This is a genomic window from Streptomyces sp. YPW6, assembly GCF_018866325.1.
Lineage (GTDB): Bacteria > Actinomycetota > Actinomycetes > Streptomycetales > Streptomycetaceae > Streptomyces.
In genome coordinates this window covers 4,267,736-4,293,411 of sequence record NZ_CP076457.1, presented here as the reverse complement: position 1 = coordinate 4,293,411, position 25,676 = coordinate 4,267,736, and the positions used below count along the sequence as shown (strand labels likewise).

At 72.8% G+C, this 25,676-nt stretch carries 23 protein-coding genes and 1 pseudogene; 9 read left to right on the top strand and 15 right to left on the bottom strand.

Annotated elements, in window-relative coordinates; genetic code table 11:
• Positions 1–65: 65 nt before the first annotated feature.
• Entirely contained in the window at positions 66–800 is a 735-nt protein-coding gene (locus KME66_RS19080; RefSeq protein WP_216324030.1) for a hypothetical protein, read from the bottom strand.
• Between the two features lie 304 nt (positions 801–1,104).
• On the opposite strand from KME66_RS19080, the gene KME66_RS19075 reads away from it, so the two are divergent.
• From KME66_RS19075 to cseC, 5 genes are all read left to right on the top strand, one after another.
• Positions 1,105–2,019, top strand: coding sequence for an A/G-specific adenine glycosylase (locus KME66_RS19075; protein ID WP_216324027.1), 915 nt, complete (start codon positions 1,105–1,107; stop codon positions 2,017–2,019).
• 261 nt (positions 2,020–2,280) lie between these two features.
• Entirely contained in the window at positions 2,281–2,943 is a 663-nt protein-coding gene (locus KME66_RS19070) for a SigE family RNA polymerase sigma factor (RefSeq protein WP_216324023.1), read from the top strand.
• Between the two features lie 104 nt (positions 2,944–3,047).
• Positions 3,048–3,695, top strand: coding sequence for a hypothetical protein (locus KME66_RS19065; RefSeq protein WP_216329461.1), 648 nt, complete (start codon positions 3,048–3,050; stop codon positions 3,693–3,695).
• 167 nt (positions 3,696–3,862) lie between these two features.
• Positions 3,863–4,579: a two-component system response regulator CseB gene (gene cseB, locus KME66_RS19060; RefSeq protein WP_216324020.1), complete on the top strand. Its 717-nt coding sequence runs from the start codon at positions 3,863–3,865 to the stop codon at positions 4,577–4,579.
• A 217-nt stretch (positions 4,580–4,796) separates the two neighbouring features.
• Positions 4,797–6,134 carry a two-component system sensor histidine kinase CseC gene (gene cseC / locus KME66_RS19055; RefSeq protein WP_216324018.1) on the top strand — a complete coding sequence of 446 codons (1,338 nt, stop codon included), beginning with the start codon at positions 4,797–4,799 and terminating at the stop codon, positions 6,132–6,134.
• 486 nt (positions 6,135–6,620) lie between these two features.
• On the opposite strand, the gene KME66_RS19050 is transcribed toward cseC, so the two are convergent.
• Entirely contained in the window at positions 6,621–7,334 is a 714-nt protein-coding gene (locus KME66_RS19050; RefSeq protein WP_073225744.1) for a M23 family metallopeptidase, read from the bottom strand.
• Positions 7,335–7,788: 454 nt separating this feature from the next.
• Here KME66_RS19050 and KME66_RS19045 point away from each other — a divergent pair, with 454 nt between their 5' ends.
• Together KME66_RS19045 and KME66_RS19040 are read left to right on the top strand one after the other, a co-directional pair.
• Entirely contained in the window at positions 7,789–8,217 is a 429-nt protein-coding gene (locus KME66_RS19045) for a trypco2 family protein (RefSeq protein WP_216324016.1), read from the top strand.
• Positions 8,214–11,465, top strand: coding sequence for an NACHT domain-containing protein (locus KME66_RS19040; protein ID WP_216324013.1), 3,252 nt, complete (start codon positions 8,214–8,216; stop codon positions 11,463–11,465). The genes KME66_RS19045 and KME66_RS19040 overlap by 4 nt, the downstream gene beginning before the upstream one ends.
• 75 nt (positions 11,466–11,540) lie before the next feature.
• Here the strand turns inward: KME66_RS19040 and KME66_RS19035 are convergent, their stop codons facing one another.
• Positions 11,541–14,069 (bottom strand): ATP-dependent Clp protease ATP-binding subunit, encoded by a 2,529-nt coding sequence (locus tag KME66_RS19035; RefSeq protein WP_073225751.1) that lies wholly within the window; start codon positions 14,067–14,069, stop codon positions 11,541–11,543.
• 450 nt (positions 14,070–14,519) lie between these two features.
• On the opposite strand from KME66_RS19035, the gene KME66_RS19030 reads away from it, so the two are divergent.
• On the top strand, positions 14,520–15,146 hold the full coding sequence (locus KME66_RS19030; RefSeq protein ID WP_216324012.1) for an SCO3374 family protein: 627 nt from the start codon (positions 14,520–14,522) through the stop codon (positions 15,144–15,146).
• Here KME66_RS19030 and KME66_RS19025 read toward each other — a convergent pair.
• The 11 genes and pseudogenes from KME66_RS19025 to KME66_RS18975 form a co-directional block, all read right to left on the bottom strand.
• Complete coding sequence (locus KME66_RS19025; protein ID WP_006125504.1) at positions 15,125–15,460, bottom strand: Lsr2 family protein; 336 nt, start codon at positions 15,458–15,460, stop codon at positions 15,125–15,127. The genes KME66_RS19030 and KME66_RS19025 overlap by 22 nt on opposite strands.
• A 144-nt stretch (positions 15,461–15,604) precedes the next feature.
• Positions 15,605–16,174 carry an amino-acid N-acetyltransferase gene (locus KME66_RS19020; RefSeq protein WP_073225756.1) on the bottom strand — a complete coding sequence of 190 codons (570 nt, stop codon included), beginning with the start codon at positions 16,172–16,174 and terminating at the stop codon, positions 15,605–15,607.
• Between the two features lie 9 nt (positions 16,175–16,183).
• A complete protein-coding gene (locus KME66_RS19015; RefSeq protein WP_216324010.1) occupies positions 16,184–16,666 on the bottom strand; it encodes a BlaI/MecI/CopY family transcriptional regulator in 483 nt (160 codons plus the stop codon).
• A 129-nt stretch (positions 16,667–16,795) separates the two neighbouring features.
• On the bottom strand, positions 16,796–16,975 hold the full coding sequence (locus KME66_RS19010) for a hypothetical protein (protein WP_073225760.1): 180 nt from the start codon (positions 16,973–16,975) through the stop codon (positions 16,796–16,798).
• A gap of 80 nt (positions 16,976–17,055) precedes the next feature.
• Positions 17,056–17,639: pseudogene (locus KME66_RS34000) on the bottom strand (hypothetical protein).
• Between the two features lie 158 nt (positions 17,640–17,797).
• Positions 17,798–18,595, bottom strand: a complete 798-nt coding sequence (locus tag KME66_RS19000) for a type III pantothenate kinase (protein ID WP_073225764.1) — start codon at positions 18,593–18,595, stop codon at positions 17,798–17,800.
• Positions 18,595–19,632 (bottom strand): carboxylating nicotinate-nucleotide diphosphorylase, encoded by a 1,038-nt coding sequence (nadC, locus tag KME66_RS18995; protein ID WP_178379115.1) that lies wholly within the window; start codon positions 19,630–19,632, stop codon positions 18,595–18,597. Before nadC ends, KME66_RS19000 begins: the two co-directional genes overlap by 1 nt.
• A gap of 179 nt (positions 19,633–19,811) precedes the next feature.
• Positions 19,812–21,503, bottom strand: coding sequence for an L-aspartate oxidase (locus KME66_RS18990; RefSeq protein ID WP_216324006.1), 1,692 nt, complete (start codon positions 21,501–21,503; stop codon positions 19,812–19,814).
• On the bottom strand, positions 21,500–22,519 hold the full coding sequence (gene panC, locus KME66_RS18985) for a pantoate--beta-alanine ligase (RefSeq protein WP_216324003.1): 1,020 nt from the start codon (positions 22,517–22,519) through the stop codon (positions 21,500–21,502). The genes KME66_RS18990 and panC overlap by 4 nt, the downstream gene beginning before the upstream one ends.
• Complete coding sequence (locus tag KME66_RS18980; protein ID WP_216324000.1) at positions 22,516–22,755, bottom strand: hypothetical protein; 240 nt, start codon at positions 22,753–22,755, stop codon at positions 22,516–22,518. Before KME66_RS18980 ends, panC begins: the two co-directional genes overlap by 4 nt.
• Positions 22,752–23,702, bottom strand: coding sequence for a Rossmann-like and DUF2520 domain-containing protein (locus KME66_RS18975; RefSeq protein WP_073225776.1), 951 nt, complete (start codon positions 23,700–23,702; stop codon positions 22,752–22,754). Before KME66_RS18975 ends, KME66_RS18980 begins: the two co-directional genes overlap by 4 nt.
• A gap of 168 nt (positions 23,703–23,870) precedes the next feature.
• On the opposite strand from KME66_RS18975, the gene KME66_RS18970 reads away from it, so the two are divergent.
• The gene (locus tag KME66_RS18970; protein ID WP_216323997.1) at positions 23,871–25,034 is read left to right on the top strand and encodes a low specificity L-threonine aldolase; all 1,164 of its coding nucleotides are present in this window, start codon (positions 23,871–23,873) and stop codon (positions 25,032–25,034) included.
• A gap of 439 nt (positions 25,035–25,473) precedes the next feature.
• Here the strand turns inward: KME66_RS18970 and KME66_RS18965 are convergent, their stop codons facing one another.
• The gene (locus KME66_RS18965; protein ID WP_073225780.1) at positions 25,474–25,674 is read right to left on the bottom strand and encodes a hypothetical protein; all 201 of its coding nucleotides are present in this window, start codon (positions 25,672–25,674) and stop codon (positions 25,474–25,476) included.
• Between the last annotated feature and the right edge of the window lie 2 nt (positions 25,675–25,676).

Here is a 25,676-nt window from a genome sequence, read left to right as displayed (position 1 = left end):
GTCCCCGAGCGCCGGACGGACCGGGTTTCCGGGCCCGCCCGGCCCCCTGAGCAAGGGGACCGGGCTCAGTCCTTCGCCAGGACGAACGACGCCCGCTGGACCGGCTCGCCGGGGGCCTTCGCCTCCAGGAGGTACGTTCCCGGGCCCGCCTTCCCGGACGGCGGCGTCGCACAGCCCGGCGCGGACAGGGTGCGGTTCCAGTCCACCGTGTGGATCACCGTCGCCCCCGCCGGCACCTTCAGGAACAGCGGGCCCGCCGCCGCGGGGCAGTCCTTCGAGGACCAGATCGGGTCGTCGTCCTCGCCGCCCGCCTCGGTGACGGTGAGCACCGCGTTCTTCGGGCCGAAGTCGGCCTTGCACGTCGTCGACGACGTGTTCTTCGCGATGAGTTCGAACTTCGGCTTGTCGTCGGGGCCGTAACTGACCTTCGTCCGCAGGCTCAACTCCACCGCCGCGGGCTTGCATTCGGGAAGCGGGGACCCGGCCGGAACCTGCCGGCCCGCACCGCCGTCGCCGTCCGGACCGGCCGACCCCGCACCCGACGCATCCGCAGCGCCCGTATCAGCACCGCCTGCTGACGATCCGTCGGACGCGCCGCCGTCAGCCGAACCGCCGGAGGAGCCACCCGAGCCGTCCTCGTCGTCCGACTCGTCGCGGCCGCCCGGCTGTTGGCTGATCGCGGGACCGGAGCTGCCCGGTCCGGGGGTGATCGACTCGACCGGGTCGGAGCCGCCGGGCTTGGCGTCGTCGCCCCCGCCGCCGCCACCGCCGCCGGATGTCACCGCCCAGGCGATCAACACGGCGATCAGCGCAACCAGAAGTCCCGCTACCGCCCTTCGTCGCCAGTAGATGCTGGAGGGAAGCGGACCGACCGGATTGCGCATAGATCCCACGGGCCGAACTCTACGAGAGATCCGCGCCGCGTCTGGCCTCACCCGCCGCTCCGCTCACAAGTTTTGCCGATCATCATCACGGGAACGGGGCCGCGACCCGGTCACAGGGGACAGAACGGGTGGCGTTGTCACCCCGTGGGCCCGCCGCGCGGGACGACACCCCCGCGTCCGTGACACCCGCCCCGCCTTCCGTGCCAGGATCGTCAGTGCCATGACTGCCATGACTTCCCCTTCACCCCAGACGCCCCCCGCCGCCGCCTCCCTCCACACCCCCGTCATCGGGTGGTTCGAGCAGCACGCCCGCGATCTGCCCTGGCGCCGCCCCGAAGCGGGCGCCTGGGGCGTGATGGTCAGCGAGTTCATGCTGCAGCAGACCCCGGTGAGCCGGGTCCTGCCGGTGTACGAACAGTGGCTCGCCCGCTGGCCCCGCCCCGCCGACCTGGCCGCCGAGGCCCCCGGTGAGGCGGTCCGCGCCTGGGGCAGGCTCGGCTACCCGCGCCGCGCGCTGCGCCTGCACGGCGCCGCGCAGGCGATAACGGAACGGCACGGCGGCGACGTGCCGAGCGAGCACGCCCAGCTGCTGGCGCTGCCCGGGATCGGCGAGTACACGGCGGCGGCCGTGGCCTCGTTCGCGTACGGACAGCGGCACGCGGTGCTCGACACGAACGTCCGCCGGGTGTTCGCCCGCGCCGCGACCGGGGTGCAGTACCCGCCGAACGCGACGACGGCCGCCGAGCGCAAGCTCGCCCGCGCACTCCTGCCGGACGAGGACGAGCGGGCGGCGAAGTGGGCGGCGGCCACGATGGAGCTGGGCGCCCTCGTGTGCACCGCGCGCAACGAGGACTGCGACCGGTGCCCGATCGCCTCGCGGTGTGCCTGGCGGCTGGCCGGGAAGCCCGCGCACGAGGGTCCGCCGCGCAAGGGCCAGACGTACGCCGGTACCGACCGCCAGGTGCGCGGGCGGCTGCTGGCGGTGCTGCGGGACGCGGTGAACCCCGTACCGCAGGCGGCGCTGGACGCGGTGTGGGAGGAGCCGGTGCAGCGGGCCCGGGCGCTGGACGGGCTGGTGTCGGACGGCCTGGTCGAACCGCTGGCCGACGGCCGGTACCGGCTGCCGCTGACCTGATCCCGCCCGTGCTTCCGGGGCCCCGCACCTGACCGTCCCGCCGACGTCTCCGGGGCTCCGGCCCCACCGTCCGGCCGACGTTCCGGGGGCTCCGGCCCCACCGTCCCGCCGACGTCCTCGGGGCTCCGGCCCCCGCTGTTACACAACCGATGGGCAGCCGTGCACCGGCCTACGGCTGCTCCGCACAACGCCGTGACAACGCCTCCGTAGCCTCTGGGACAGCAGTGACCACGGGGTTCATCGGGGACGGAGGCGGTTGTCATGGCGCAGGGCGAGGTGCTCGCGTTCGAGGACTACGTACGCACACGGCAGGACGCGCTGCTGCGCAGCGCGCGCCGTCTGGTTCCCGATCCCGTCGACGCCCAGGACCTGCTCCAGACCGCCCTGGTGCGCACCTACGGCCGGTGGGACGGCATCGCCGACAAGTCGCTGGCCGACGCCTATCTGCGCCGCGTCATGATCAACACCCGCACGGAGTGGTGGCGGGCGCGCAAGCTCGAAGAGGTCCCGACCGAGCAGCTGCCCGACGCGAGCGTCGACGACGGCAGCGAGCAGCGCGCGGACCGCGCCCTGCTGATGGACATCCTCGGGATTCTGGCTCCGAAGCAGCGGAGCGTCGTCGTGCTGCGACACTGGGAGCAGATGAGCACGGAGGAGACGGCCGCGGCGCTCGGCATGTCGGCCGGTACGGTCAAGAGCACGCTGCACCGGGCCCTCGCGCGGCTGCGCCAGGAGCTGGAGAGCCGCGAGCTGGACAGCCGCGAGGCGGTCGCCCGGGAGCACCGGGGCGTGGCGCCGGTCACCTCCGCCCGTGTCCCCGCCCAGCGGTCGCCGCTCACGTCGGTGCCGGGGGCGAAGGCACACACGCCGGCGCAGCGGAACGGGCGCCACGACGAGCGGGGGATGGAGCGGTGCGCGGCCTGAGCGGCAGCAGCGGTGGGGACGGCGGTCCCGGGGACGGCGAGGAGCCGGGGAGACCGCCCCGGAGGCCGCGTTTCCGGGGCGGTACGGCGGCGAGTGGCACGGCCTTGGCCGGACTCGTCGCCTTCGGGCTGTTCGGCGTGGGCTGCTCCACGGGCGGCACCGGCACCCGAGACGAGGGCCCGGCCGGCAGTCAGCCGGTCGCCCAGATCACCCAGCGGCCCAGCCCGTCCGGGACGACCCCGCCGGTGCGGCGGGTCGACGCCGTGCGCCTCCTGCGGAACGACCCCAAGGTGGGCGAGCGGGTCAGGGAGGGGCTCAAGCCCTGCGCGGGCAAGGCCTATCCGATCGACACCTCCTACGGGTCGATGACCGGCGGCCCGGCCGCGGACGTGGTGGTCAACGTGATGAGCTGCGCCGACTCGGTGAGCGTCGGAACGTACGTGTACCGGGCGGACGACGACGGCTCGTACGAGAACGTCTTCACCGCCGAGGTTCCGGCCGTGTACGGAACGATCGACCGGGGCGATCTGGTGGTGACGACCCAGGTCTACGGATCGAGGGATCCGCTGGCGTCCCCGTCCGGCTCGGAAGTGGTCACCTACCGTTGGGCGAGCGACCGCTTCACCGAGCACGACCGGGTGCACAACGACTTCAGCCGTGCCGTCGAGGGCACGGACGGCGAGCTGCCCGTGCAGCCGGAACCGGTGGAACCGGATCCGGGGGACGGGCCGGCGAATCCGGGCAGGAACTGACCCCGGGCGGAACGCCGTGACGGTGACACCGGACGGAACGCCGTGACGGTGGCCCCGGCCGGGGAGCCGAACCGGTGGAGCTGAGCGGGAAGCCGTACGGCGGCCCCGGACGGGAACGATGTCGCGCCGGTGGAACCGGGCGGGAACGGAAAGCGAGAAGCAGCCCCATGGCTGAGACCCACGTCCTCTTTGTCGAGGACGACGACGTGATCCGCGAGGCCACCCAGCTCGCCCTGGAGCGGGTCGGCTTCACGGTCACCGCGATGCCCGACGGGCTCCAGGGGCTGGAGTCGTTCCGCTCCCACCGGCCGGACATCGCCCTGCTCGACGTGATGGTGCCGGGCCTGGACGGGGTGAGCCTGTGCCGCCGCATCCGGGACGAGTCGACCGTACCGGTGATCATGCTCTCCGCGCGGGCCGACTCGATCGACGTGGTGCTCGGCCTGGAGGCCGGCGCCGACGACTACGTGACCAAGCCCTTCGACGGGGCGGTGCTGGTCGCCCGTATCCGGGCGGTGCTGCGCCGCTTCGGCCACGCGGCCGGACCGGACGGCGCCGGTCCGGCCGGTACGGAGGCGGAGGGCTCGGGGGCGCTCGGCGGGGTGCTGGTCTTCGGCGATCTGGAGGTCGACACGGACGGTATGGAGGTGCGGCGCGCCGGTGAGCAGGTGGCGCTGACGCCCACCGAGATGCGGCTGCTGCTGGAGTTCTCGTCCGCACCCGGCACGGTCCTGTCCCGTGACCGGCTCCTGGAGCGGGTGTGGGACTACGGCTGGGGCGGGGACACCCGGGTCGTGGACGTCCATGTCCAGCGGCTGCGCACCAAGATCGGCCAGGACCGGATCGACACGGTCCGCGGCTTCGGCTACAAGCTGCGCGGATGAGCCGGGCACGAGTGCGGAGGGGACGGGCACGAGTGCGGATGAGCTGGGCACGAGTGCGGCCGGGGCCGTCGCGGGTGCGACGGGCACCGGCACGGACGAGGCCGTCGCGGGTGCGGACGCGGCAGGCACAGGCACGGACGCTGCCCTCGCACATGCGGACGCGACAGACACAGGCACAGACACGGCCTTCGCGCGTGGAGCGGCCGGTGGTGGGCCCGTGAAGCGGCTGGCCCTGCGGACCGGTGTCCGCTGGAAGATCAGCATCGCCATCGCGACGGTCGGCGCGCTCGTCGCGGTGGCGCTGAGCCTCGTGGTGCACAACGCGGCCCGGGTCTCCATGATCGAGAACGCCCGCGAGGTGCAGCTGGAGCGGCTGCTGGGGGCCCAGCGCTTCTACGAGGCGACGAGCATGCAGAAGGGCGGGCCGAAGTTCGGGGCGAAGCTCAACGACCCGACGATCCCGCCGAGCCTGCGCGACGAGGTCCGCAAGAACCGGCGGGCCACCCATGTCGAGCAGGGGGCCGACGGGGTCCCCGAGGTCTGGGCGGCCGTGCCGCTGGCGGGCGGTGACGTGCTGTCCCTGCACACCCGGTTCGCGGACCGCTCCGCCACGATCATGGACGATCTGGACCGGGCCCTGATCATCGGCTCGGTCTCGGTGGTCTTCGGCGGCTGCGCGCTCGGCGTGCTGATCGGCGGCCAGCTCTCGCGGCGGCTGCGCAAGGCGGCGGCCGCGGCGGGCCGGGTCGCCCAGGGGCAGACGGACGTACGGGTCAGGGAGGCCGTCGGCGGGGTCGTACGTGACGAGACGGACGAGCTGGCGCGGGCCGTCGACGCGCTGACCGACGCGCTGAACGAGCGGATCGAGGCGGAGCGCCGGGTCACCGCCGACATCGCCCACGAGCTGCGCACCCCGGTGACCGGGCTGCTGACGGCGGCCGAGCTGCTTCCGCCGGGGCGCCCCACCGAGCTGGTACGGGACCGGGCCCAGGCGATGCGGACGCTGGTCGAGGACGTGCTGGAGGTGGCCCGCCTGGACAGCGCGTCGGAGCGGGCGGAACTCCAGGAGCTGCCGCTCGGGGAGTTCGTCAGCCGTCGGATCGCCCTGCTGGACCCCGATGTGACCGTGCGGGTCATCCATGAGTCGTGGGTCTCCACCGACCCGCGCCGGCTGGAGCGCATCCTCGGCAATCTCCTGGGGAACGCCGCCAAGCACGGCTCGACCCCGGTGGAGGTCTCGGTCGAGGGCCGGGTGGTCCGGGTCCGCGACCACGGTCCGGGGTTCCCGGAGGAGCTGCTGCGGGACGGGCCGAGCCGGTTCCGTACCGGAAGCGTGGACCGGGCCGGGCACGGACACGGGCTGGGGCTGACGATCGCGGCGGGCCAGGCGAGGGTGCTCGGGGCCCGGCTGACCTTCCGCAACGCGGCGCCCTCGGGTGCGGCGGAGGGCACGGGCGGGGCGATCGCGGTGCTGTGGCTGCCGGAGCACGCGCCGACGGTGACGGGGAGCTTCCCGGTGCTGCGGATGGCGGACCAGCGGCAGCCCTCGGACTGACCCGCGCCCACGGGTGAAGGGGCGGCGGGGAAAGGGGGGAACGCCGACGGCGACCCCGAGGAGTGAGCCGTGAGGCTGTCCTCGACGTCGCCGTCGGTCGGGTGACCCGGGCGCACGCCCCGGGTACCGGGGTGTAACGGGTCCACTGAACGCTCTTCGGTTGTGCTGCGCGGCCGACAGGCGCAGAGCTCTCCGGGGTGCCGGGTCCCTGCGAGGGCCGGGATACCGGGTCCCCGCGAGGGCCGGGATACCGGGTGCCTGCGAGGGCCGGGATACCGGGTGCCTGCGAGGGCCGGGATACCGGGTCCCTGCGAGGGCCGGGATACCGGGTCCCTGCGAGGGCCGGGATACCGGGTCCCTGCGAGGGCCGGGGTGCCGGGTCCCTGCGAGGGCCGGGGTGCCGGGTCCCTGCGAGGGCCGGGAGCCGTGCGGCGCTGGGCGCCTGGGCTCCGGCCCGGGGGCGGCCGCGCGGTTACGCCGGCCGGATCAGATGGAGACGTGCACCGAGCGGAGGAACGCGGCCGGGTTCAGCGCCGAGCCGTAGTTCGGGGTGGTGCGGATCTCGAAGTGCAGGTGCGGGCCGCTGGAGTTGCCGGTGTTGCCGGACAGGGCGATCTTCTGGCCCGTCTTGACCTTCTGGCCGATCTTCACGTTGATCTTCGACAGGTGCGCGTACTGCGAGTACTTGCCGTTGGAGTGCTTGATCACGACGGCGTTGCCGTACGCGGGACCGTCACCGGCGCCGTTCGGGCCGGCCTTCACGACGGTGCCGGTGTGGGCGGCCACGACCTTGGTGCCGACCGGCACGGCGAAGTCCTGGCCGGAGTGCTTGGCGGCCCAGCGGGCGCCGCCGGTGCCGTAGCTGGCGGTCAGCTTGTACTTCTTGACCGGGGCCTTCCAGGAGGCGGCGTTCTTCTTCGCCGCCTTCTTCTTGTCCTCGGCCTTCTTCTTGGCGTCGGAGGCCTTCTTCGCGGCCGCCTTCTTCGCCGCGTCCGCGGCCTTGGCCTGCGCGGCCGCCTGCTGGGCGACCGACTCGGCGGTCGTGCTCGTGGCAAGGGGGGCAGCGGCGGCGGTGCCGCTGGAGGCGAACGCCGTTCCGGCACCCAGCACCACGGTCGCTCCCAGGCCGGCGGCCAGGACGGCACCACGGACGCGGAAGGCGGTCGGGCGGATGGTGTGCTGGTTCGTTGCGCGCTTCATACGGGGAAGTCCTCCGAAGGTGAGTGGACCCGGCGTGCTGTCCGGGCTTGCTCAACCTTGGTAACCCGCCCCCCGGCCGATGCTCAAACACCCCATCTACGAAGAAAAGCCGTAGAGAGGGGTGGGGGAATTGACCGAGTTTGTCCCTCCGTAAGGGGTCGCCGCGGGCGACGGAATCCTTTGCGCGAAAGACGTTTAGCGCCTGTTCCATGGACCCTTTTCCGGACATGGCACCGCGAAAAGGCCGTATCGCCCAGAACCTCGAAGGGCCTGGCGACACCGGGCCGAAGGTCCCGCGGCCGATCACGGCCCCTGCTACGGGCCCGGGTAGTAGGCATGTTTCGGGCTGTGCGCCTTGTCACCGCCGGTGGGACCTCAGTCCGTCCGATTCGGGACCTTCGGCCCGCTGCTTCACTACGCTGACGGGAAAGAGCACCGCACCCCGGGGGACCCCATGACGACCGCGAACAGCCACGCACTGGACGGAATTGAGCTCGCGGACGCCGTCGCGTCCATCCGCAACCAGCTCATCGACGCGGCGACCCGGGCCACGGACCACCCCGTGTCCTTCGCGGTCGGCGACATCCAGATGGAGTTCACCCTCGAACTGCGCCGGGAGGCGAAGGCGGGCGGCAAGGTGAAGGCCTGGGTGGTCGAGGCGGGCGCGGACGCCGCCCGCGCCACGGGCCGCACGCACAAGGTCGCCTTCACCCTGACCCCGCGCAACGCCGCGACGGGCGAGGCGTGGGAGATCGGGACCGAGGACGACGGGTCGACGGCGGGGTTCGGCGGTGCGACGGCGGGGTCCGGGGGCGAGCCCGGTGAGAGGGCCGCCCCCGACGGCTCCACGGCGGGGTTCGGCGACGGAGCCTCGCGTCCGTGAGCCCGCCCGCCGTCCACCCCGCCGACCGTACGGTGGTCGTCACCGCGATCCAGCAGGGCAGCGGCGTCCTCATCGCCGACCGGCTCGTCCTGACCTGCGCCCATGTGGTCAAGTCCGGGTCCGTCCTGGTCGCGCATCCCGCGGTTTCGGACCGGGTAGGGGCCACCGTCGCCTGGATCGACTACGGACTGGACGTGGCCCTGCTGGAGACCGTCGAGCCGGTGCGTCCGGTCCCGCCCGTACGGCTCGGTGTGGTCGACACCCGCCAGGCGATACCCGGCTGCGAGATCACCGGCTTCCCGCGCGTCCAGCGCTACGGCCCCGACCGGCGGCTGGAGGCGGACCAGTACACGGCGACGGTCCTGCCGGTGGCGGGCCAGGTCCGCGACCTGCTGGTCTGCGATCTGGACGGCCCGCCCGCCGCCCGCCCCGACGACGAGCCGGCCGCCCTGTCCGGACTCTCCGGGGGCCCCGTGTTCATGGGGGACGTGCTCCTGGGCGTGGCCCGCCAGGTGCCCCGGCAGCGCGACGGCCGGCGGGTCGAATGCGTGCCGCTCGGCCCGGTCCTCGCCGCGAAGCCCTTCCGCCTCGTCTGCCGGCGGACCGGGATCGACCTGCGCCAGGAGCGCGTCCACGGCAGCTTCCCGAAGGACCTGCGGTACGAGGCGGAGTACGCGCAGGCGCTCGGCGTCGCCTACCGCCGGACGAAGATCTTCGGGCTGGACGAGCTGAGCCGGCACGACCGGGAATGGGACCTGGACACGGCGTATCTGAGCCTGGAGGCCCAGGCTCAGGACCGGGCCGCCCCGGGCGGCCCGCCCCTCCCCCGGCGCATCGACGACCTCCTCGCGGACCGCCCCCGGGTGCTGCTCCGCGGCGACGCGGGCGCGGGCAAGACGACGCTGCTGTGGTGGCTGGCCGCCCACGCCTCGGCCCGCACCCTGGGCGACGCGCTGGCCCCGCTCAACGGCCTGATCCCCTTCGTGGTTCCCCTGCGCACCCTGCGGGCCCGAGGCATGACGTTCCCGGGTCCGGCCGAGCTGTCGGGTGCGGCGGGTCTGGTGGTCGATACGGCCCCGGAGGGCTGGGCGGGCCGGGTCCTGGAATCGGGCCGGGCACTCCTGCTGGTGGACGGGCTGGACGAGGTGCCGCCGGAGGAGCGCGAGCAGGCGCACACCTGGCTCTCGCAGCTGCTGGCCCGCTACCCGGAGACCCGGTGCGTCGTGACCGTACGGCCGCTCGCCGTCGAGGCGGACTGGCTGCGCTCCGAGGACTTCGCGGAGTTACGTCTGCTGCCGATGCGGAACGAGGACATCCAGGCGTTCGCGGCGTCCTGGCACCGGGCGGCCCGGTTGTCGGAGGAGGACGATCACGAGCGGCTGGACGAACTGGAACGCGGCCTCTCCCGCCAGTTCGACCAGAACTCCACGCTCCGCGACCTGGCGCGTACGCCACTGCTCTGTGCGGTGATCTGCGCCCTGCACCGCCTGCGCGACGGCCTGCTTCCGGAGACCCGCTGGAAGCTGTACCGATCGGCTCTGGAGATGCTCTTGGGCCACCGCGACCACCGCCGCCGGATCGGGAACCCCGAGGGCATCGACCTGACCGTCGAGGAGCACACGCAACTCCTCCAGCGGATCGCGGTCTGGCTGGTCCGCGAGGGCCAGTCGGAGTTCACCCGGGACCAGGCTCTGCGCCAGCTGGGCCGCGCGCTGGCGGGCATGGAACGGGTCAGCACCCAGGGCCCGCCGGAGAAGATCCTCACCCACCTGCTCAACCGCAGCGGCCTGCTCCAGGAGCACGGCGACGGCACCTACCAGTTCATCCACCGGACCTTCCAGGACTACCTGGCCGCGAAGGAGCTCATCGAGGACGAGCACCTGGGCGAGTTGCTGCGGCACGCGGACGAGGAGTCCTGGCAGGACGTGATCCTGCTGGCGGCGGGGCATTGCGGACGGCGTGAGCTGGGTTCGCTGGTCAGCGGTCTACTGGACGCGGGCAACGCGCACACGGAGGAGTCCGCCCAGCGCACCACCCTGCCGGTCCTCGCCGCGCTGTGCGCCCAGCACGCGGCCTGGCTGGACGGCCCGGTACGGGAGCGGGTCCAGTGCACCCTGCAGGGCGTGTTCCCGCCCGCTGACGACGACCAGGTGCACGCGCTCGCCCGGCTCGGCGAATCGGCACTGGCCCTCCTGCCCCCGCCCGAGAGCCTGGCGACCGATGGCCCGCTCGCCCGGCACGTGGTGCAGTTGCTCGGCAGGATCGGCGGCAGCGCCGCCATCCCGCACGCTCGCGAGTGGTCGGCCGCGCATCCCTCGGCGGTCAGCCGCCTGGCGACGAACTGGTCCGCTTTCCCGCCGGACGAGTTCGCCGCCGGGGTACTGGCCCACTACGACCTCGCCGAGCACTTCGTGCTGGCCCAGCGGGCACAACTGCGCGCCCTGCGCCATCTGCCGTCCCTGAGGCACCTCGTCGTCTCCGGCGAACTGCCGCAGGACGAGCTTCGTACGGCGCTCTCGGAACTCCGGCTGGAAGTGCTCTACCTGCACATGAACCCGCATGTCACCGACCTCTCCGCACTCGGCGCACAGGCGAGCACCCTCCAGCAGTTGGGGCTGGACACCTGTCCCGCGGTACAGAGCCTCACGGCGCTGGCCGAGCTGCCCTCACTCATCGCGCTGAGCGTGGACGCCATGAACCGGCCCACCGAATTCCTGGCACCCGTTCCCGGCCTTCCCACGCTGAGCTACCTGGAGGTCAGCCGCCTCGCGTCGGGCCAGGTGAGCCGGCTCCCCGTCCATCCCGGGGTGACTCACCTGAAAGTCAGCAGCGACCGCCCGGTGGCCCTGGGCGGCCTCACCGCCTGGGAGTCCCTCCGGGATCTCCAGGTCTCCCGGGCCGTATCGCTCGACGACGCGGTGGCTGCGGTGCGGCAGCACGGCCGGATCACACGGCTCAGGCTCGGCCTCACCTCCTGGAAGGGCCTCGTGTCCGACGACCGGCCGGTCATGTCGCTCAGGGAACTGGCCATCACCGCCCCGCAGGACAGCGCGCACCTGGCACTGCTCGGTCGGCTCTTCCCCGGGATCACCCGTCTCACGCTGTCCGCACGCCGCTCCGCCCCCGAGCTCGACCTGACACCCCTGCTGGCGCTGCCCGATCTCCAGGTGACAGTGCGCAGGGGCCACACGCCGCTGATCCTCGGGTGGGAGCAGTTGGGGGACCGCCTCAGAGTCCTCACCTACTGACCAAAAAAGGGGCTGCCCCGGACCGGTACGGATACCGGTTCCGGGGCAGCCCCTCAGTGGTGCACTACCCGCGCGTCACGCGTCCTTCGTGAGGTTCGGGCCGGCGCCGCCTGCCGCCTGCTCGATCGGGGGGACGTCGGGCAGAGCCGACTTCTCCTCGCCGCGGAAGGTGAACGTCTTGTCGTCACCCTCGCCCTCCGTGCCGACGACCACGATGTGACCGGGGCGCAGCTCTCCGAAGAGGATCTTCTCGGAGAGCACGTCCTCGATCTGCCGCTGGATCGTCCGGCGCAGCGGCCGGGCGCCCATCACGGGGTCGTAGCCCTTCTTCGCGAGCAGCGTCTTGGCCTCGCCGCTGAGCTCGATGCCCATGTCGCGGTCCTTGAGACGCTCGTCGACCTTGGCGAGCATGAGGTCGACGATCTCGATGATGTCTTCCTCGGTCAGCTGGTGGAAGACCACCGTGTCGTCGACACGGTTGAGGAATTCCGGCCGGAAGTGCTGCTTGAGCTCTTCGTTGACCTTGACCTTCATGCGCTCGTAGTTGGTCTTGACGTCACCCTGGGCGGCGAAGCCCAGGTTGAAGCCCTTGGAGATGTCCCGGGTCCCGAGGTTGGTCGTCATGATGATGACCGTGTTCTTGAAGTCCACGACCCGGCCCTGGGAGTCGGTCAGGCGACCGTCCTCCAGAATCTGGAGCAGGGAGTTGAAGATATCGGGGTGGGCCTTCTCGACCTCGTCGAAGAGGACGACGGAGAACGGCTTGCGGCGCACCTTCTCGGTGAGCTGGCCGCCCTCCTCGTAGCCCACGTATCCGGGGGGCGAACCGAAGAGACGCGACACCGTGTGCTTCTCGCTGAACTCCGACATGTCGAGGGAGATCAGCGCGTCCTCGTCGCCGAAGAGGAATTCGGCGAGCGTCTTGGACAGCTCCGTCTTACCGACACCGGACGGGCCGGCGAAGATGAACGAGCCACCGGGGCGCTTCGGGTCCTTCAGGCCGGCTCGCGTACGGCGGATCGCCTGCGAGAGGGCCTTGATGGCGTCCTTCTGGCCGATGACGCGCTTGTGGAGCTCGTCCTCCATGCGCAGCAGACGGGAGGACTCCTCCTCCGTCAGCTTGAAGACCGGGATACCGGTGGCGGTGGCCAGGACTTCGGCGATCAGCTCGCCGTCGACCTCGGCGACGACGTCCATGTCGCCGGCCTTCCACTCCTTCTCCCGCTTGGCCTTCGCCGCCAGCAGCTGCTTCTCCTTGTCACGGAGGGAAGCCGCCTTCTCGAAGTCCTGGGAGTCGATGGCCGACTCCTTGTCGCGGCGGACGCCCGCGATCTTCTCGTCGAACTCGCGGAGGTCCGGCGGCGCGGTCATCCGGCGGATGCGCATCCGGGAACCGGCCTCGTCGATCAGGTCGATCGCCTTGTCCGGCAGGAAGCGGTCCGAGATGTACCGGTCGGCCAGGGTCGCGGCCTGGACGAGCGCCTCGTCCGTGATGGAGACCCGGTGGTGGGCCTCGTAGCGGTCGCGCAGACCCTTCAGGATCTCGATGGTGTGCGGCAGCGACGGCTCCGCGACCTGGATGGGCTGGAAGCGGCGCTCGAGAGCGGCGTCCTTCTCCAGGTGCTTGCGGTACTCGTCGAGCGTGGTGGCGCCGATGGTCTGGAGCTCACCGCGCGCCAGCATGGGCTTCAGGATCGAAGCCGCGTCGATGGCGCCCTCCGCGGCACCCGCACCGACCAGCGTGTGGAGCTCGTCGATGAACAGGATGATGTCGCCGCGGGTGCGGATCTCCTTGAGGACCTTCTTCAGGCGCTCCTCGAAGTCACCCCGGTACCGCGAACCGGCGACGAGGGCGCCGAGGTCCAGGGTGTAGAGGTGCTTGTCCTTGAGGGTCTCGGGCACCTCGCCCTTGACGATCGCCTGGGCCAGGCCCTCGACGACCGCCGTCTTGCCGACACCGGGCTCGCCGATGAGGACGGGGTTGTTCTTCGTCCGGCGGGACAGCACCTGCATGACCCGCTCGATCTCCTTCTCGCGCCCGATGACCGGGTCGAGCTTGGACTCACGAGCGGCCTGGGTGAGATTCCGGCCGAACTGGTCGAGCACCAGGGACGTGGAGGGCGTGCCCTCGGCGGGGCCGCCCGCGGCCGCCGTCTCCTTGCCGCCCGAGTAACCGGAAAGCAGCTGGATGACCTGCTGCCGGACCCGGTTCAGGTCGGCGCCCAGCTTCACGAGGACCTGGGCGGCGACGCCCTCGCCCTCGCGGATCAGGCCGAGCAGGATGTGCTCGGTGCCGATGTAGTTGTGGCCCAGCTGAAGGGCCTCGCGGAGCGACAGCTCCAGGACCTTCTTGGCTCGCGGGGTGAAGGGGATGTGCCCGGACGGAGCCTGCTGCCCCTGCCCGATGATCTCCTCCACCTGCTGGCGGACCGCCTCGAGCGAAATCCCGAGGCTCTCCAGGGCCTTAGCGGCGACACCCTCACCCTCGTGGATCAGGCCCAGGAGGATGTGCTCGGTGCCGATGTAGTTGTGGTTGAGCATCCGGGCTTCTTCCTGAGCCAGGACGACAACCCGCCGCGCGCGGTCGGTGAACCTCTCGAACATCGTTAATCGCTCCTCAGAGCGGTCGGTCAGTGAGGGGTCGGTCCCCTCCCAGTCCTTCCGCATGCTAGTCCCGCAGGACGGGACAGCTCATTCCAACTGCCGACATCCGTCCGGATCACCCCGCGCCGGGCGGGGATTCTTACTGCCGAACAGCTGACAACTGCTCCAACCCGATGGTGCGAGACGATGTTCCCGCAGGCCAGGCAGATACCCCTTTCGCCAGTACGCCGATGGCGAACGTGAGACGTCTCGGCCAGCGTGTCGCCCCTTCCCACTAGGAAAGTCTTACCCGCAATCACGGACAGTCCATGCGGCGCACCCCGGTTCCCTCCGCTACGGGCGAACATCCTTGCGCCGCCGAACGCTCCCGAGCGCCCCCTCCGCCGCAACGTGGCGTGACGGAGCGCGGACCGTGCGTAACTCCGGGGGTGGTTCGGCGGTTCATCGGACATGACGCGCACCGTCCCGCAGCCCCGATCGTCGCCCGATGCCGCTCCGGGTTCCGCCGACGCCGCACTCGCCCTGCGGTACGCGCGGGAGCTGGGCTGGGCCACCGCGGGGCGGGGTCCGCTGCACCTGCTCACCGGAGAGTCCTTCGACGTGCTGGAGGTGCCCGCCGAGGCCGGTCACGCCGTGCTGCGGCGCGGTGTGCGCACCGGCCCGGTGCTGCTGTCCGGTATGCGGATGGGACTGCTGGTCGCCGCGGGCGGCGCCGACGAGCTGCCGGGGCTGCTCGACTGGCTGGAGTGGGGCCCTCTCGCTCCGGACCTGACCGCCGTGGGCGCGGGGGGCCGGGTCACGGCCCCGCCCCTCCCGGGCTGCCCGGAGGGATCGACGGAGGGCTCGACGGGGGCCGCTGTATGGCTGCGGCCCCCAGAGCCGAGGCAGACGCCCGGCCCGGCGCTGCCGGCCCTCGCGGGCTTCGGGAGCAGCGGTGGGGATGCCCCCGATCTCGTACGCCTGGTGGACGCGGCGGCCACGGAATGCCATCGGGTCCGGTTGTCGCACGCCCGCACCGGCGTGCCGACAGGGGTGCTGACAAGAGGTGGGGCAGGTCAGCCGTTGGCCTTCTCGTAAGCCTCGCGGATCTCGGCGGGAACGCGGCCGCGGTCATTCACATTGTGGCCGTTCTCCCGGGCCCACCGGCGGATTTCCGCGGTGTCCTTGTTACCGCCGGCGGCGGCGCGGCCCTTGCCGCGGCCCGTGGCGGCACGGCCGCCGGTGCGACGTCCACCCTTGGTGTAGGGCTCGAGAAGGCCGCGAAGCTTGTCCGCGTTGGCCGTGGTGAGGTCGATCTCGTACGTCTTGCCGTCGAGGGCGAACGTGACGGTCTCGTCGGCCTCGACACCGTCGAGGTCATCGACAAGAAGGACCTGAACCTTCTGTGCCACGGGATTTCCTTTCATCGAAAATGGAGTACGCGGAAAGGAAACCGCTTTTCCCGGGAAAACACAAACCCTCCGGAGAGGTTCAGCAGCCCGGGAAGACGGGAAACGTACGCGATTCGGACATAGGGAGGCAGGACCTTCTGTCGATCACAGGTGCAGAAGCATCCGGCTGTTGCCCAAGGTGTTCGGCTTCACTCGTTCGAGGCCCAGGAACTCCGCGACGCCCTCGTCGTAGGAACGCAGCAGCTCACTGTAGACATCGGTGTCGACAGGCGTCTCCCCGATCTCGACGAAGCCGTGCTTGGCGAAGAAGTCCACTTCGAAGGTGAGACAGAAAACCCTGCGGACACCGAGCCATCGCGCGGTCTGCAAGAGCTTCTCCAGCACGTCATGCCCGACTCCCGCCCCCTTCATGCGGGGGTCGACGGCGAGGGTCCGCACTTCCGCCAGGTCTTCCCACATGACATGAAGTGCGCCGCAGCCGATGACGGTCGCGTCCTCGTCGCGTTCCGCGACCCAGAACTCCTGGATGTCCTCGTAAAGGGTGACGGTCGCTTTGTCGAGCAGGATGCCCCCGGAGACGTACCCGTCGAGGAGTCGTCGAACCGCCCCGACATCACTCGTCCTGGCTCGCCGGACGGTGATGGCGGGCTTATTTACCGACGGGTCGGTATGGAGTTCGGTATCGGGATCGCTTTGCGGCTGCTCTGAGGACATGCCCCGACGCTATCGCCCGCTCTCCGGCGTCGCGCCATCGGCCGGGGCGCCATCTCCGGCGGCGCCTGCGGCCGGTTCCGCGGGGTTGCCCGGGGCAGTTTCGGCAGGCGGGCCGGGGGCGGTTTCCGCGAGATTGGGGGAAACCATACGAACGGCGTCCTGCAGGGCTTCGCGCTGCTCGGCGGACATCATGCCGAAGAAGGCGACAAGCGCTGCGGCGGGGTTGTCGCTCTGTGACCAGGCTTCGTTCATCAGTGCGGCCGAGTAGGCGGCCCTGGTGGAGACGGCCGTATATCGATAGGCGCGGCCGTCGACTTCCCTGCGGACCCAGCCCTTCTGATGGAGATTGTCCATTACCGTCATCACGGTCGTGTAGGCGATGGACCGTTCCTGCTGAAGGTCCTCAAGGACTTCCCGCACCGTGACCGGTCGGTTCCATTGCCAGACACGCGTCATCACGGCGTCTTCGAGGTCTCCCAATTGACGGGGCACGCGATCACTTTAGTGCTAGATGTCCCGAATGTTCCGCTCTTGGCGCAGCAAAAAGCGCACGGCTCTCTCGAGCCGTGCGCCGGGGACGCGCGCCGGGAAGGCAGCGGGGCGGGCGGAGCCGCTCCGCGGTCAGACATTCTCCGGACGAGCGGTCTGCTTTGCGGATTCCGCGCGGGCGATCGCCGCGTCCACCGCGTCGTCCTCCTTGGCCTTGTTCGGACCACCCTGGCTCTTGACGATGATCACGATCAGGGAGACGAAGAAGACGGCCATCACCACGGGGGGCACGAGCGCGGATACGTAGTCCATGCCGTCCAGAGTAGCGAGCCCCGGGCGGCCGGACGCGGCGGCCTCCCGGTGCGGGCCGCCGCGTCGGAGAGTGCCGGGAGTCAGCCGGCCGCCCGCTCCTCGGACGGGGGCGGTGCGGGCCGCCGGCGCGGCGGGAAGACCTCGGAAGGCTTGGGCATGGGGCGGTCGCCGGGCTTCCGCGGGCCGCTCGGCGCCGCCGGGTTCGCGGGCCGTTCCGGCTCCCGGGCGGCGGCACGGCCGCCGGGCAGGGCGAGCAGCCGGCTGCGGGGGCCGGGGCCGCGGACCCGGCGGAACGGCCGGCGAGCCGGGCCCGCACGGAGCGCTCGGCGAGCACCTGGCAGCGCTCCAGGAGGGCCGCCGCGAGCGGGCCCCCGCGCAGGGCCCGCAGGGCGGCCAGGTCGTCCGGGCGGGGGTCGTAACCGGCCGCCAGGGCGTCCTGGAGCAGCTCCAGATAGCCGGCGGCGGAGCCGGGAAGGGCGTTGCGGTAGCGGGCGAGATCGGCGAGCAGGAAGGCCCGCAGCCGACCCGCCTCGCCGACCGCCTCGTCCACGGAGCCCGCGAGCCGCAGGCAGTCCTGGACGTCCTCGTCGGACAGGGGCGTGGGGTGGAGGGCGATGGCGAGGGCACGTCGGAGCACCCGCAGCTCGTCCGCGCTGAACGCCATGCCGCCTCGTGAACCGTAGGGCGTGGGCATGACGCGACAATACGTGCTAAATGGACAAAATCCGTTTAACTGGTCGTCGGTGGCGCGGCGTCGCGGAACGGACCGGTGGCCCCGCCCCCGGCCGTTCCCGCAGGTACGCCGGGGCCCCGCGGCCGCCCCTACGCGCGGGACACGTTCCGCTCGTACACCAGGCGCAGCCCGATGAGCGTCAGCCACGGCTCGTGCTCGTCGATGACCGAGGACTCCCCCAACACCATCGGAGCAAGGCCGCCCGTCGCGATGACGGTGACGTCGTCCGGGTCGGCGGCCAGCTCCTTCTTCATCCGGGCCACCACGCCGTCGACCTGGCCCGCGAAGCCGTAGATGATGCCGGACTGCATGGCCTCGACGGTGTTCTTGCCGATCACGCTGCGCGGCCTGGCCAGCTCGATCTTGCGGAGCTGGGCGCCCCGGACACCGAGCGCCTCGACCGAGATCTCGATCCCGGGGGCGATCACCCCGCCCGCGTACTCGCCGCGCGAGGAGACCGCGTCGAAGGTGGTGGCGGTGCCGAAGTCGACGACGATCGCAGGGCCCCCGTACAGCTCGACGGCGGCGACCGCGTTGATGATGCGGTCCGCGCCGACCTCCTTGGGGTTGTCCATCAGGATCGGCACGCCCGTCTTGACCCCGGGCTCGACCAGCACGGCGGGGACGTCGCCGTAGTACCGGCGGGTGACCTCGCGCAGCTCGTGCAGGACCGAGGGGACGGTGGCACAGATCGCGATGCCCTCGATGCCGTCGCCCAGCTCCACGCCGAGCAGCGGGTGCATGCCCATGAGCCCCTGGAGCAGGACGGCCAGCTCGTCCGCGGTGCGGCGGGCGTCGGTGGAGATCCGCCAGTGCTCGACGATCTCCTCGCCGTCGAAGAGACCGAGGACCGTGTGCGTGTTGCCGACGTCGATGGTGAGCAGCATCAGACCCCGGCCCCGTCCCCGGCGGAGGCCGACGCGTCCGCGTCGCGGAAGTCCAGGCCGATGTCGAGGATCGGCGAGGAGTGGGTGAGCGCGCCGACCGCCAGATAGTCGACTCCGGCGTCGGCGTAGGCACGGGCCGAGTCGAGGGTGAGGCGGCCGGAGGACTCCAGGACCGCCCGGCCGTCGACCAGGGCGACCGCCTCGGCGGTCTCGGCCGGGGTGAAGTTGTCCAGCAGGATCAGGTCGACTCCCGCGTCCAGCACCTCGCGGACCTGCTCCAGGGTGTCGACCTCGACCTCGATGGGCAGCTCCGGGAACGCGGAGCGCACGCGCAGGAACGCCTCCGCCACGCCTCCCGCCGCGATCACGTGGTTGTCCTTGACGAGGGCCGCGTCGGAGAGCGACATCCGGTGGTTGACGCCGCCGCCGCAGCGCACCGCGTACTTCTCCAGCGCGCGCAGCCCCGCCGTCGTCTTGCGGGTGTCGCGGACCCTGGCCCCGGAGCCCTCCAGCACGTCCGCCCAGGCGCGGGTGGCGGTCGCGATGCCCGAGAGGCGGCAGAGCAGGTTCAGCGCGCTGCGCTCGCCGGTCAGCAGGTCGCGGGTACGCGTGGTGACGGTCAGCAGCCGCTGGCCGGGGACGATCCGGTCGCCGTCCTCGACGTGCCGCTCGACCTCGAACGCCTCGGTGCAGACGATCGACAGGACGGCCTCGGCGATCCGGAGCCCGGCGACCACGCCGGCCTCGCGGGCGGTGAAGTCACCGGTGACCACGGCGTCCTCGGGGACGGTCGCCACGGTCGTGACGTCCACGCCGCCGTCGAGGTCCTCCTCGATCGCCACGTGCGCGACGTCCTCGACCTGGACGGGGTCGAGCCCCGCCTCGGCCAGCAGCAGGGCGAGCGCGGGGTCGAGGCCGCACTCCAGGGCGTCGAGGTCGAACCCCTCCGCGCCGCCGCAGCCGCAGTTGTCGCCGCAGCCGCCTTCCGCCGGTGCGGACGATGCGGGCGTGCCGACGCTGATCAGCGGTACGTCCACGGGAGTGGGGCGCGGATTCTCTTCGGGCGTGCTCACGGTGTCGGCTCCTCGGGGGCGTGGCGGGTGGTGCGGGGTGTGGCTGGTGCTTCGGGTGGTGCCGGTCCGGCCGGTGCCGGGTGGGCTGCTGGTGCTGGTGCTGCTCCGGGGGTGCGGCGGAGCGGTTGCTCCCAGCAGTCTGCTCAATCCGACGGGCGTACGGGCGGGAATGCGGCGGTCTGCGTGCGGTTCACGACCGGGGTGCGGTCCGGGCCGATGCGGACGACCAGGTGGCGGCGGCCGTGGGCGTCGTCGCGGTCGGGCCGGTCCTCGCGCCAGTGGCAGCCGCGGGTCTCCTCGCGTTCCCGGGCCGCGGCGACCAGGACCCGGGAGACCAGGAGCAGGTTGGTGACCTCCCAGGCGTCGACCCCGGGGACGACCGTCTTCGCCCCGTCCGCCTCCGCGTCGGCGGCGGCCTCGCGGTGCAGGGCCTCCAGCTCCCCGGCCGCGGTGGCCAGGGAACCGGCGGAGCGCAGGACCCCGGCGCCCCGGGTCATCGTGCGCTGGATCGCCGTACGGGCCTCGGGGGCCAGCAGCGGGGTCAGGTCGTCCGCGTCGCGGGAGGCTTCGGCCGGCGGGGTGCGGGGCGGGCGGACCTCGGCGATGTCGGCGGCGATGCGCTCGGCGAAGACCAGTCCCTCCAGCAGGGAGTTGGACGCGAGGCGGTTGGCCCCGTGCACTCCGGTGCAGGCGACCTCGCCGCAGGCGTACAGGCCGGGGACGGTGGTGCGGCCCCGCAGGTCGGTGCGGACGCCGCCGGAGGCGTAGTGCGCGGCGGGGGCGACCGGGATCGGCTCGGTCACCGGGTCGATGCCGTGGACCCGGCAGGCGGCCAGGATGGTGGGGAAGCGCTGCTCCCACATGGCCGCCCCGAAGTGCCGGGCGTCGAGATACATGTGCTCGGCGCCCTTCTCGTGCATCCGGCGGGTGATGCCCTTGGCGACGATGTCGCGCGGCGCCAGCTCGGCCAGCTCGTGCTGCCCGAGCATGAAGCGGACGCCGTCGGCGTCGACGAGATGCGCGCCCTCGCCCCGTACGGCTTCGGAGACCAGCGGCTGCTGCCCCTCGGAGTCCGCGCCGAGGAAGAGAACCGTGGGGTGGAACTGGACGAACTCCAGGTCGGAGACCTCCGCCCCGGCCCGCAGCGCGAGCGCGACCCCGTCCCCGGTGGAGACGGAGGGGTTGGTGGTGGCGGAGAAGACCTGGCCCATGCCGCCGGTGGCGAGGACTACCGAGGGAGCCCGGACCGCGCCGACGCCGTCGTGCTGCCCCTCGCCCATGACGTGCAGCGAGACGCCCGCCGTACGGCCTTCGGCGTCCGTGAGCAGGTCCAGGACGAGTGCGTTCTCGATGGTGTGCAGGGCGGCCTCGCGGACCGCCTCGACCAGGGCGCGGGAGATCTCCGCGCCGGTCGCGTCGCCGCCCGCGTGGGCGATGCGGCGGCGGTGGTGGCCGCCCTCGCGGGTCAGCGCGATGTCACCGCTGTCGGTGGTGTCGAAGTGGGCGCCGGTGGTGATCAGCCGGCGTACGGCGTCGGGGCCCTCGGTGACCAGGGTGCGCACGGCCTCCTCGTCGCAGAGGCCCGCGCCCGCGACGAGGGTGTCGTCGAGGTGCTGCTCGGGGGTGTCGCCCTCGCCGAGCGCCGCGGCGATACCGCCCTGGGCCCAGCGGGTCGAGCCGTCGTCCAGGCGGGCCTTGGTGACGACGACGGTGTCCAGGCCGGCGGCGGCGCAGCGCAGGGCGGCGGTGAGCCCGGCGACACCGGAGCCGACCACCACGACGTCCGCGTCGATGGCCCAGCCGGGGGCGGGGGCGGTCAGCCGTATTCCGGTCACGTCAGGGCTCCGAAGGTGAGGGGGATGTTGTCGATGAGGCGGGTGTTCCCGACCCGGGCCGCGACGGCGAGGATCGCCTCGCCGCTCTCGCGGTCGTCCGGGATCTCGGTGAAGTCCGCCGGATCCACCAGGGCCAGGTAGTCCAGGGCGAGCGGAACGCGGTTCCGGGCTGCGGCCTCGTCCAGGACCGTCCGGGCGGCCGCGCGGACGGCCGCGGGCGCCCCGCCCGGCCGGACCAGCGCCACGGCCTGGGCGTCGGCGGCGGCCCTCGCCTCGCCGAGCCTGTTGAGCCCGGCGGCCCGGTCGCCGCCGGGCGCGGTGGCCCTGGCCCGCTCGTGCAGGGCCTGCTGGGCGGCGAGCCGGTCCCGGGCCGCGAACAGGGCCCGGGGCAGGGCGAGGGCGGTGTGCCGCTCCTGCGGGGAGAGGAAGCGGTTGCGGCTGGAGAGCGCGAGGCCGTCCGCGTCCCGGACGGTGGGGACAGCGGTGATCCGGACGCCGAAGTTCAGGTCCCGGACCATACGGCGGATCAGGGCGAGCTGCTGGGCGTCCTTCTGCCCGTAGAACGCCTCGTCGGGGCGGGTGAGGTGGAGGAGCTTGGCGACGACGGTGAGCATCCCGTCGAAGTGGCCCGGCCGGGACGCTCCTTCGAGGCGCTCGCCCATGGGGCCCGCGGTGATCCGGACCTGGGGCTCGCCGCCCGGATAGACCTCGTCGACGCCCGGGGCGAACACCGCGTCGGCGCCCGCCGCCGCCGCGGTCTCCAGGTCGGCGTCCAGGGTGCGCGGATAGCGGTCCAGGTCGGCGGCCTCGCCGAACTGGAGCGGGTTCACGAAGACGGTGACCACGACCTGCCCGTCGGGGCCTGCCGCTTCGCGGGCCGCGCGGATCAGGGTGGCGTGGCCGTCGTGCAGCGCGCCCATCGTCATGACGACGGCCCGCTCCGCCCCGGCGGGGCGGGGCAGCGCGTCCAGCTCGGCGGCGGTGCGCAGGAGGGCCGGTCGCGTGGTGCGCGTCATCGGGTCTCCCCCGGTGCCGGGCAGCCGGCGGTCGTCCGGACGGTGCTGATCCGGCCGGTGGTCGTGCGGACGGTGCTGATCCGGCCGATGGTCGTGCGGCCGGTGGCGGTCCCGCCTGCGGTCGTACGGACGGTGACCGGGCGGACGACGGTCGTGCGGGCGGCGGTCGTGCGGACGGTGGCGGTCCCGCCCGTGGTCGTGCGGACGGTGCTGGTTCCGCCGGTGGGCGGCGTCATCGGGTCTCCCCCGGTCCGGGGCCGCCGGGGCGGCGCTCCTGGTCGGCCAGGACCACGAGCAGGTCCTCGGCCAGCTCGGCCTTGAGCAGGCCGTGGGCGAGCGCCCGGTCGGCCGTGGCGCGAGCCATGGCGACATACCCGGCCACCGCCTGCGGGGCGTGGGCGCGCAGCTCGCCGATGTGGGCGGCGACCGTGCCCGCGTCCCCCCGGGCGACCGGGCCGGTCAGCGCCGCGTCGCCGGAACGCAGAGCGTTGTCCAGGGCCGCGCCGAGCAGCGGGCCGAGCATCCGGTCCGGGGCGGCGACCCCGGCCGTGGACAGCAGCTCCATCGACTGGGCGACCAGCGTGACCAGGTGGTTCGCGCCCAGCGCGAGGGCCGCGTGGTAGAGCGGGCGGGCCTCCTCGGCGATCCACTCGGGCTCGCCGCCCATCTCGATGACCAGGGCCTCGGCCGCCAGCCGCAGCTCCTCGGGGGCGGTGACGCCGAAGGAGCAGCCCGCGAGCCGCTGGACGTCGACGGCGGTGCCGGTGAACGTCATCGCGGGGTGCAGCGCGAGAGGCAGCGCCCCGGCCCGCAGCGCGGGGTCCAGCACGCGTGCCCCGTACCGTCCGGAGGTGTGGACGAGCAGCTGGCCCGGCCGTACGGCGCCGGTCTCGACGAGGCCCTCGACCAGCGTGGGCAGCACGTCGTCGGGGACGGTCAGGAGCACCAGCTCGGCGCGGGCCAGCACCTCGGCCGGCTCCACCAACGGCACGTCGGGGAGCAGCGCGGCGGCGCGGCGGCGGGAGGCGTCGGAGACACCGGACACGGCGACCGGGCGGTGTCCGGCGAGCTGGAGCGACGCGGCGAGGGCGGGACCGACCCGGCCCGCACCGACAACGCCCACCGTGAGACGGGCGGGGCGGTCCCTCGCGTCGAGGGGTTCCTTCGAAACTGATGCGTTCACGCGGCGATGGCCTTCCGTTCCAGTCCGCGGGGGGTACCGGACGACTTCTCTGCATGCTACGCCAGCGTTTCGGGGAAGCCCCGCCACCGCCCACAGCCTGTGGATAACTTTCCGGGCGGGACGGAAAGCCGCGGGCGCGCTCTCGAAGGTCCGGGTGATGATCGTCCCATGGCGACCATGGATGAGCAGGAGCAGCGGCGGCGCAGGCTGACCGCGTGGCGGGGTGCGCGACGGGTGCTGGCCCGGGTGGGCGCGGACGGCACGCTGGGCGAACGGCTGGCGGCGCTGGCCGCCGACACCCCGTCCGTACACGATCCGGACGACGGGACCGATGTGTACGGGGGCGGGGTCGTCGCCGATCTGGAGCGGCGGACGGCCGGGCTGCTGGGGATGGAGGCGGCGGCGTTCTTCCCGACCGGGACGATGGCCCAGCAGGTCGCGCTGCGGTGCTGGGCGGGGCGTACGGGCAACGCGACGGTGGCGCTGCACCCCCTCTCCCACCCGGAGGTGCACGAGGGCGGGGCGCTGGGGGTGGTGAGCGGGCTGCGCACGGTGCATCCGACGACCGAGCCGAGGCTGCCGGACGCGGAGGAGGTCCGGGGGTTCCCGGAGCCGTTCGGCACGCTGATGCTGGAGCTGCCGTTGCGGGACGCCGGATTCGTCCTGCCGTCCTGGGAGGAGCTGACGGCGGTGGTCGAGGCGGCCCGGGAGCGGGACGCGGTCGTCCACTTCGACGGGGCGCGGCTGTGGGAGTGCGGTCCGCACCTCGGGCGCGAACTGTCGGAGATCGCGGGCCTCGCGGACAGCGTGTACGTGTCCTTCTACAAGTCGCTGGACGGGCTCTCGGGGGCGGTGCTGGCGGGGCCTTCGGTGCTGGTGGAGGAGGCGCGGGTGTGGCGTCACCGGTACGGGGGCCAGCTCTTCCAGCAGTTCCCGGCGGCGCTGTCGGCCCTGCTGGGCCTGGAGCGGGAGCTGCCGCGCCTGCCGTCGTACGTGGCCCACGCGAAGGTGGTGGCCGGGGCGCTGGCGGAGGGGTTCGCGGCGGCGGGGGTGCCGTGGTTCCGGGTGTATCCGGAGCCGCCGCACACGCATCAGTTCCAGGTGTGGCTGCCGTACGGGACGGAGGTGCTGGACGAGGCGTCGGTGCGGCAGGCGGAGGAGACCGGCGTGGCCCTTTTCCGGCGCTGGTTCGCGGGGACGGGCGGGGCGGGGCTGCCGCCCGGGACCTCGTTCACCGAGGTGACGGTGGGGCGTGCGGGGCTGGAGTGGTCGGCGCGGGACGTGCGGGACGCGGTGGCGGGGTTCACGGGATTCGTGCGGGATCTCGCGTAGGGCCGCCGGGAACCGCCCCCCGGGCCCTGACCGGTGCGGGCCGCCGGGTCCCGGGGCCGTGCCCTCGAACGCCCGACGGGCGGGAAACGCCGGGGCCCTGTCCGCCGTAGGGCGACCGGGAACCGCCCCCGGGTCCTGACCGGTGCGGGCCATCGGGTCCCGGGGCCGTGCCCTCGAACGCCCGACGGGCGGGAAACGCCGGGGCCCTGTCCGCCGTAGGGCGACCGGGAACCGCCCCCGGGTCCTGTCCGGTGCGGGCCGCCCGATCTCGCGGCCGTGCCCGCGAACGCCCGACGGGCGGGAAGCGCCGGGGCCCTGTCCGTACCGCCCCGGCCGCGGAGCTCGCCCTCGAACGGCGTAACGGGTCGAGCACGCACCGGGCCTGTCCCGGGCGGGCCCCGGACGGCGCCGCCCCCGACCCCGGCCCCGGCATGCGTCCTCACCCGCCGGACGGGCTGGCGGCGTCCGGTGGGCCGGAGACGCCGGGATCGGCTGTGCGGTGGACCGGCGGGTGGGTCAGCCAGTGCCGGTACAGGTCGCGCAGGACCGCGCGGTCGTGGCGGCCCGGGGGCGGAGGGGCGGGCTCCGAGAGCCGGGCCGCCCGGTAGGTGTCGAGCAGGTGCTGCTGGATGGCGTCCATGC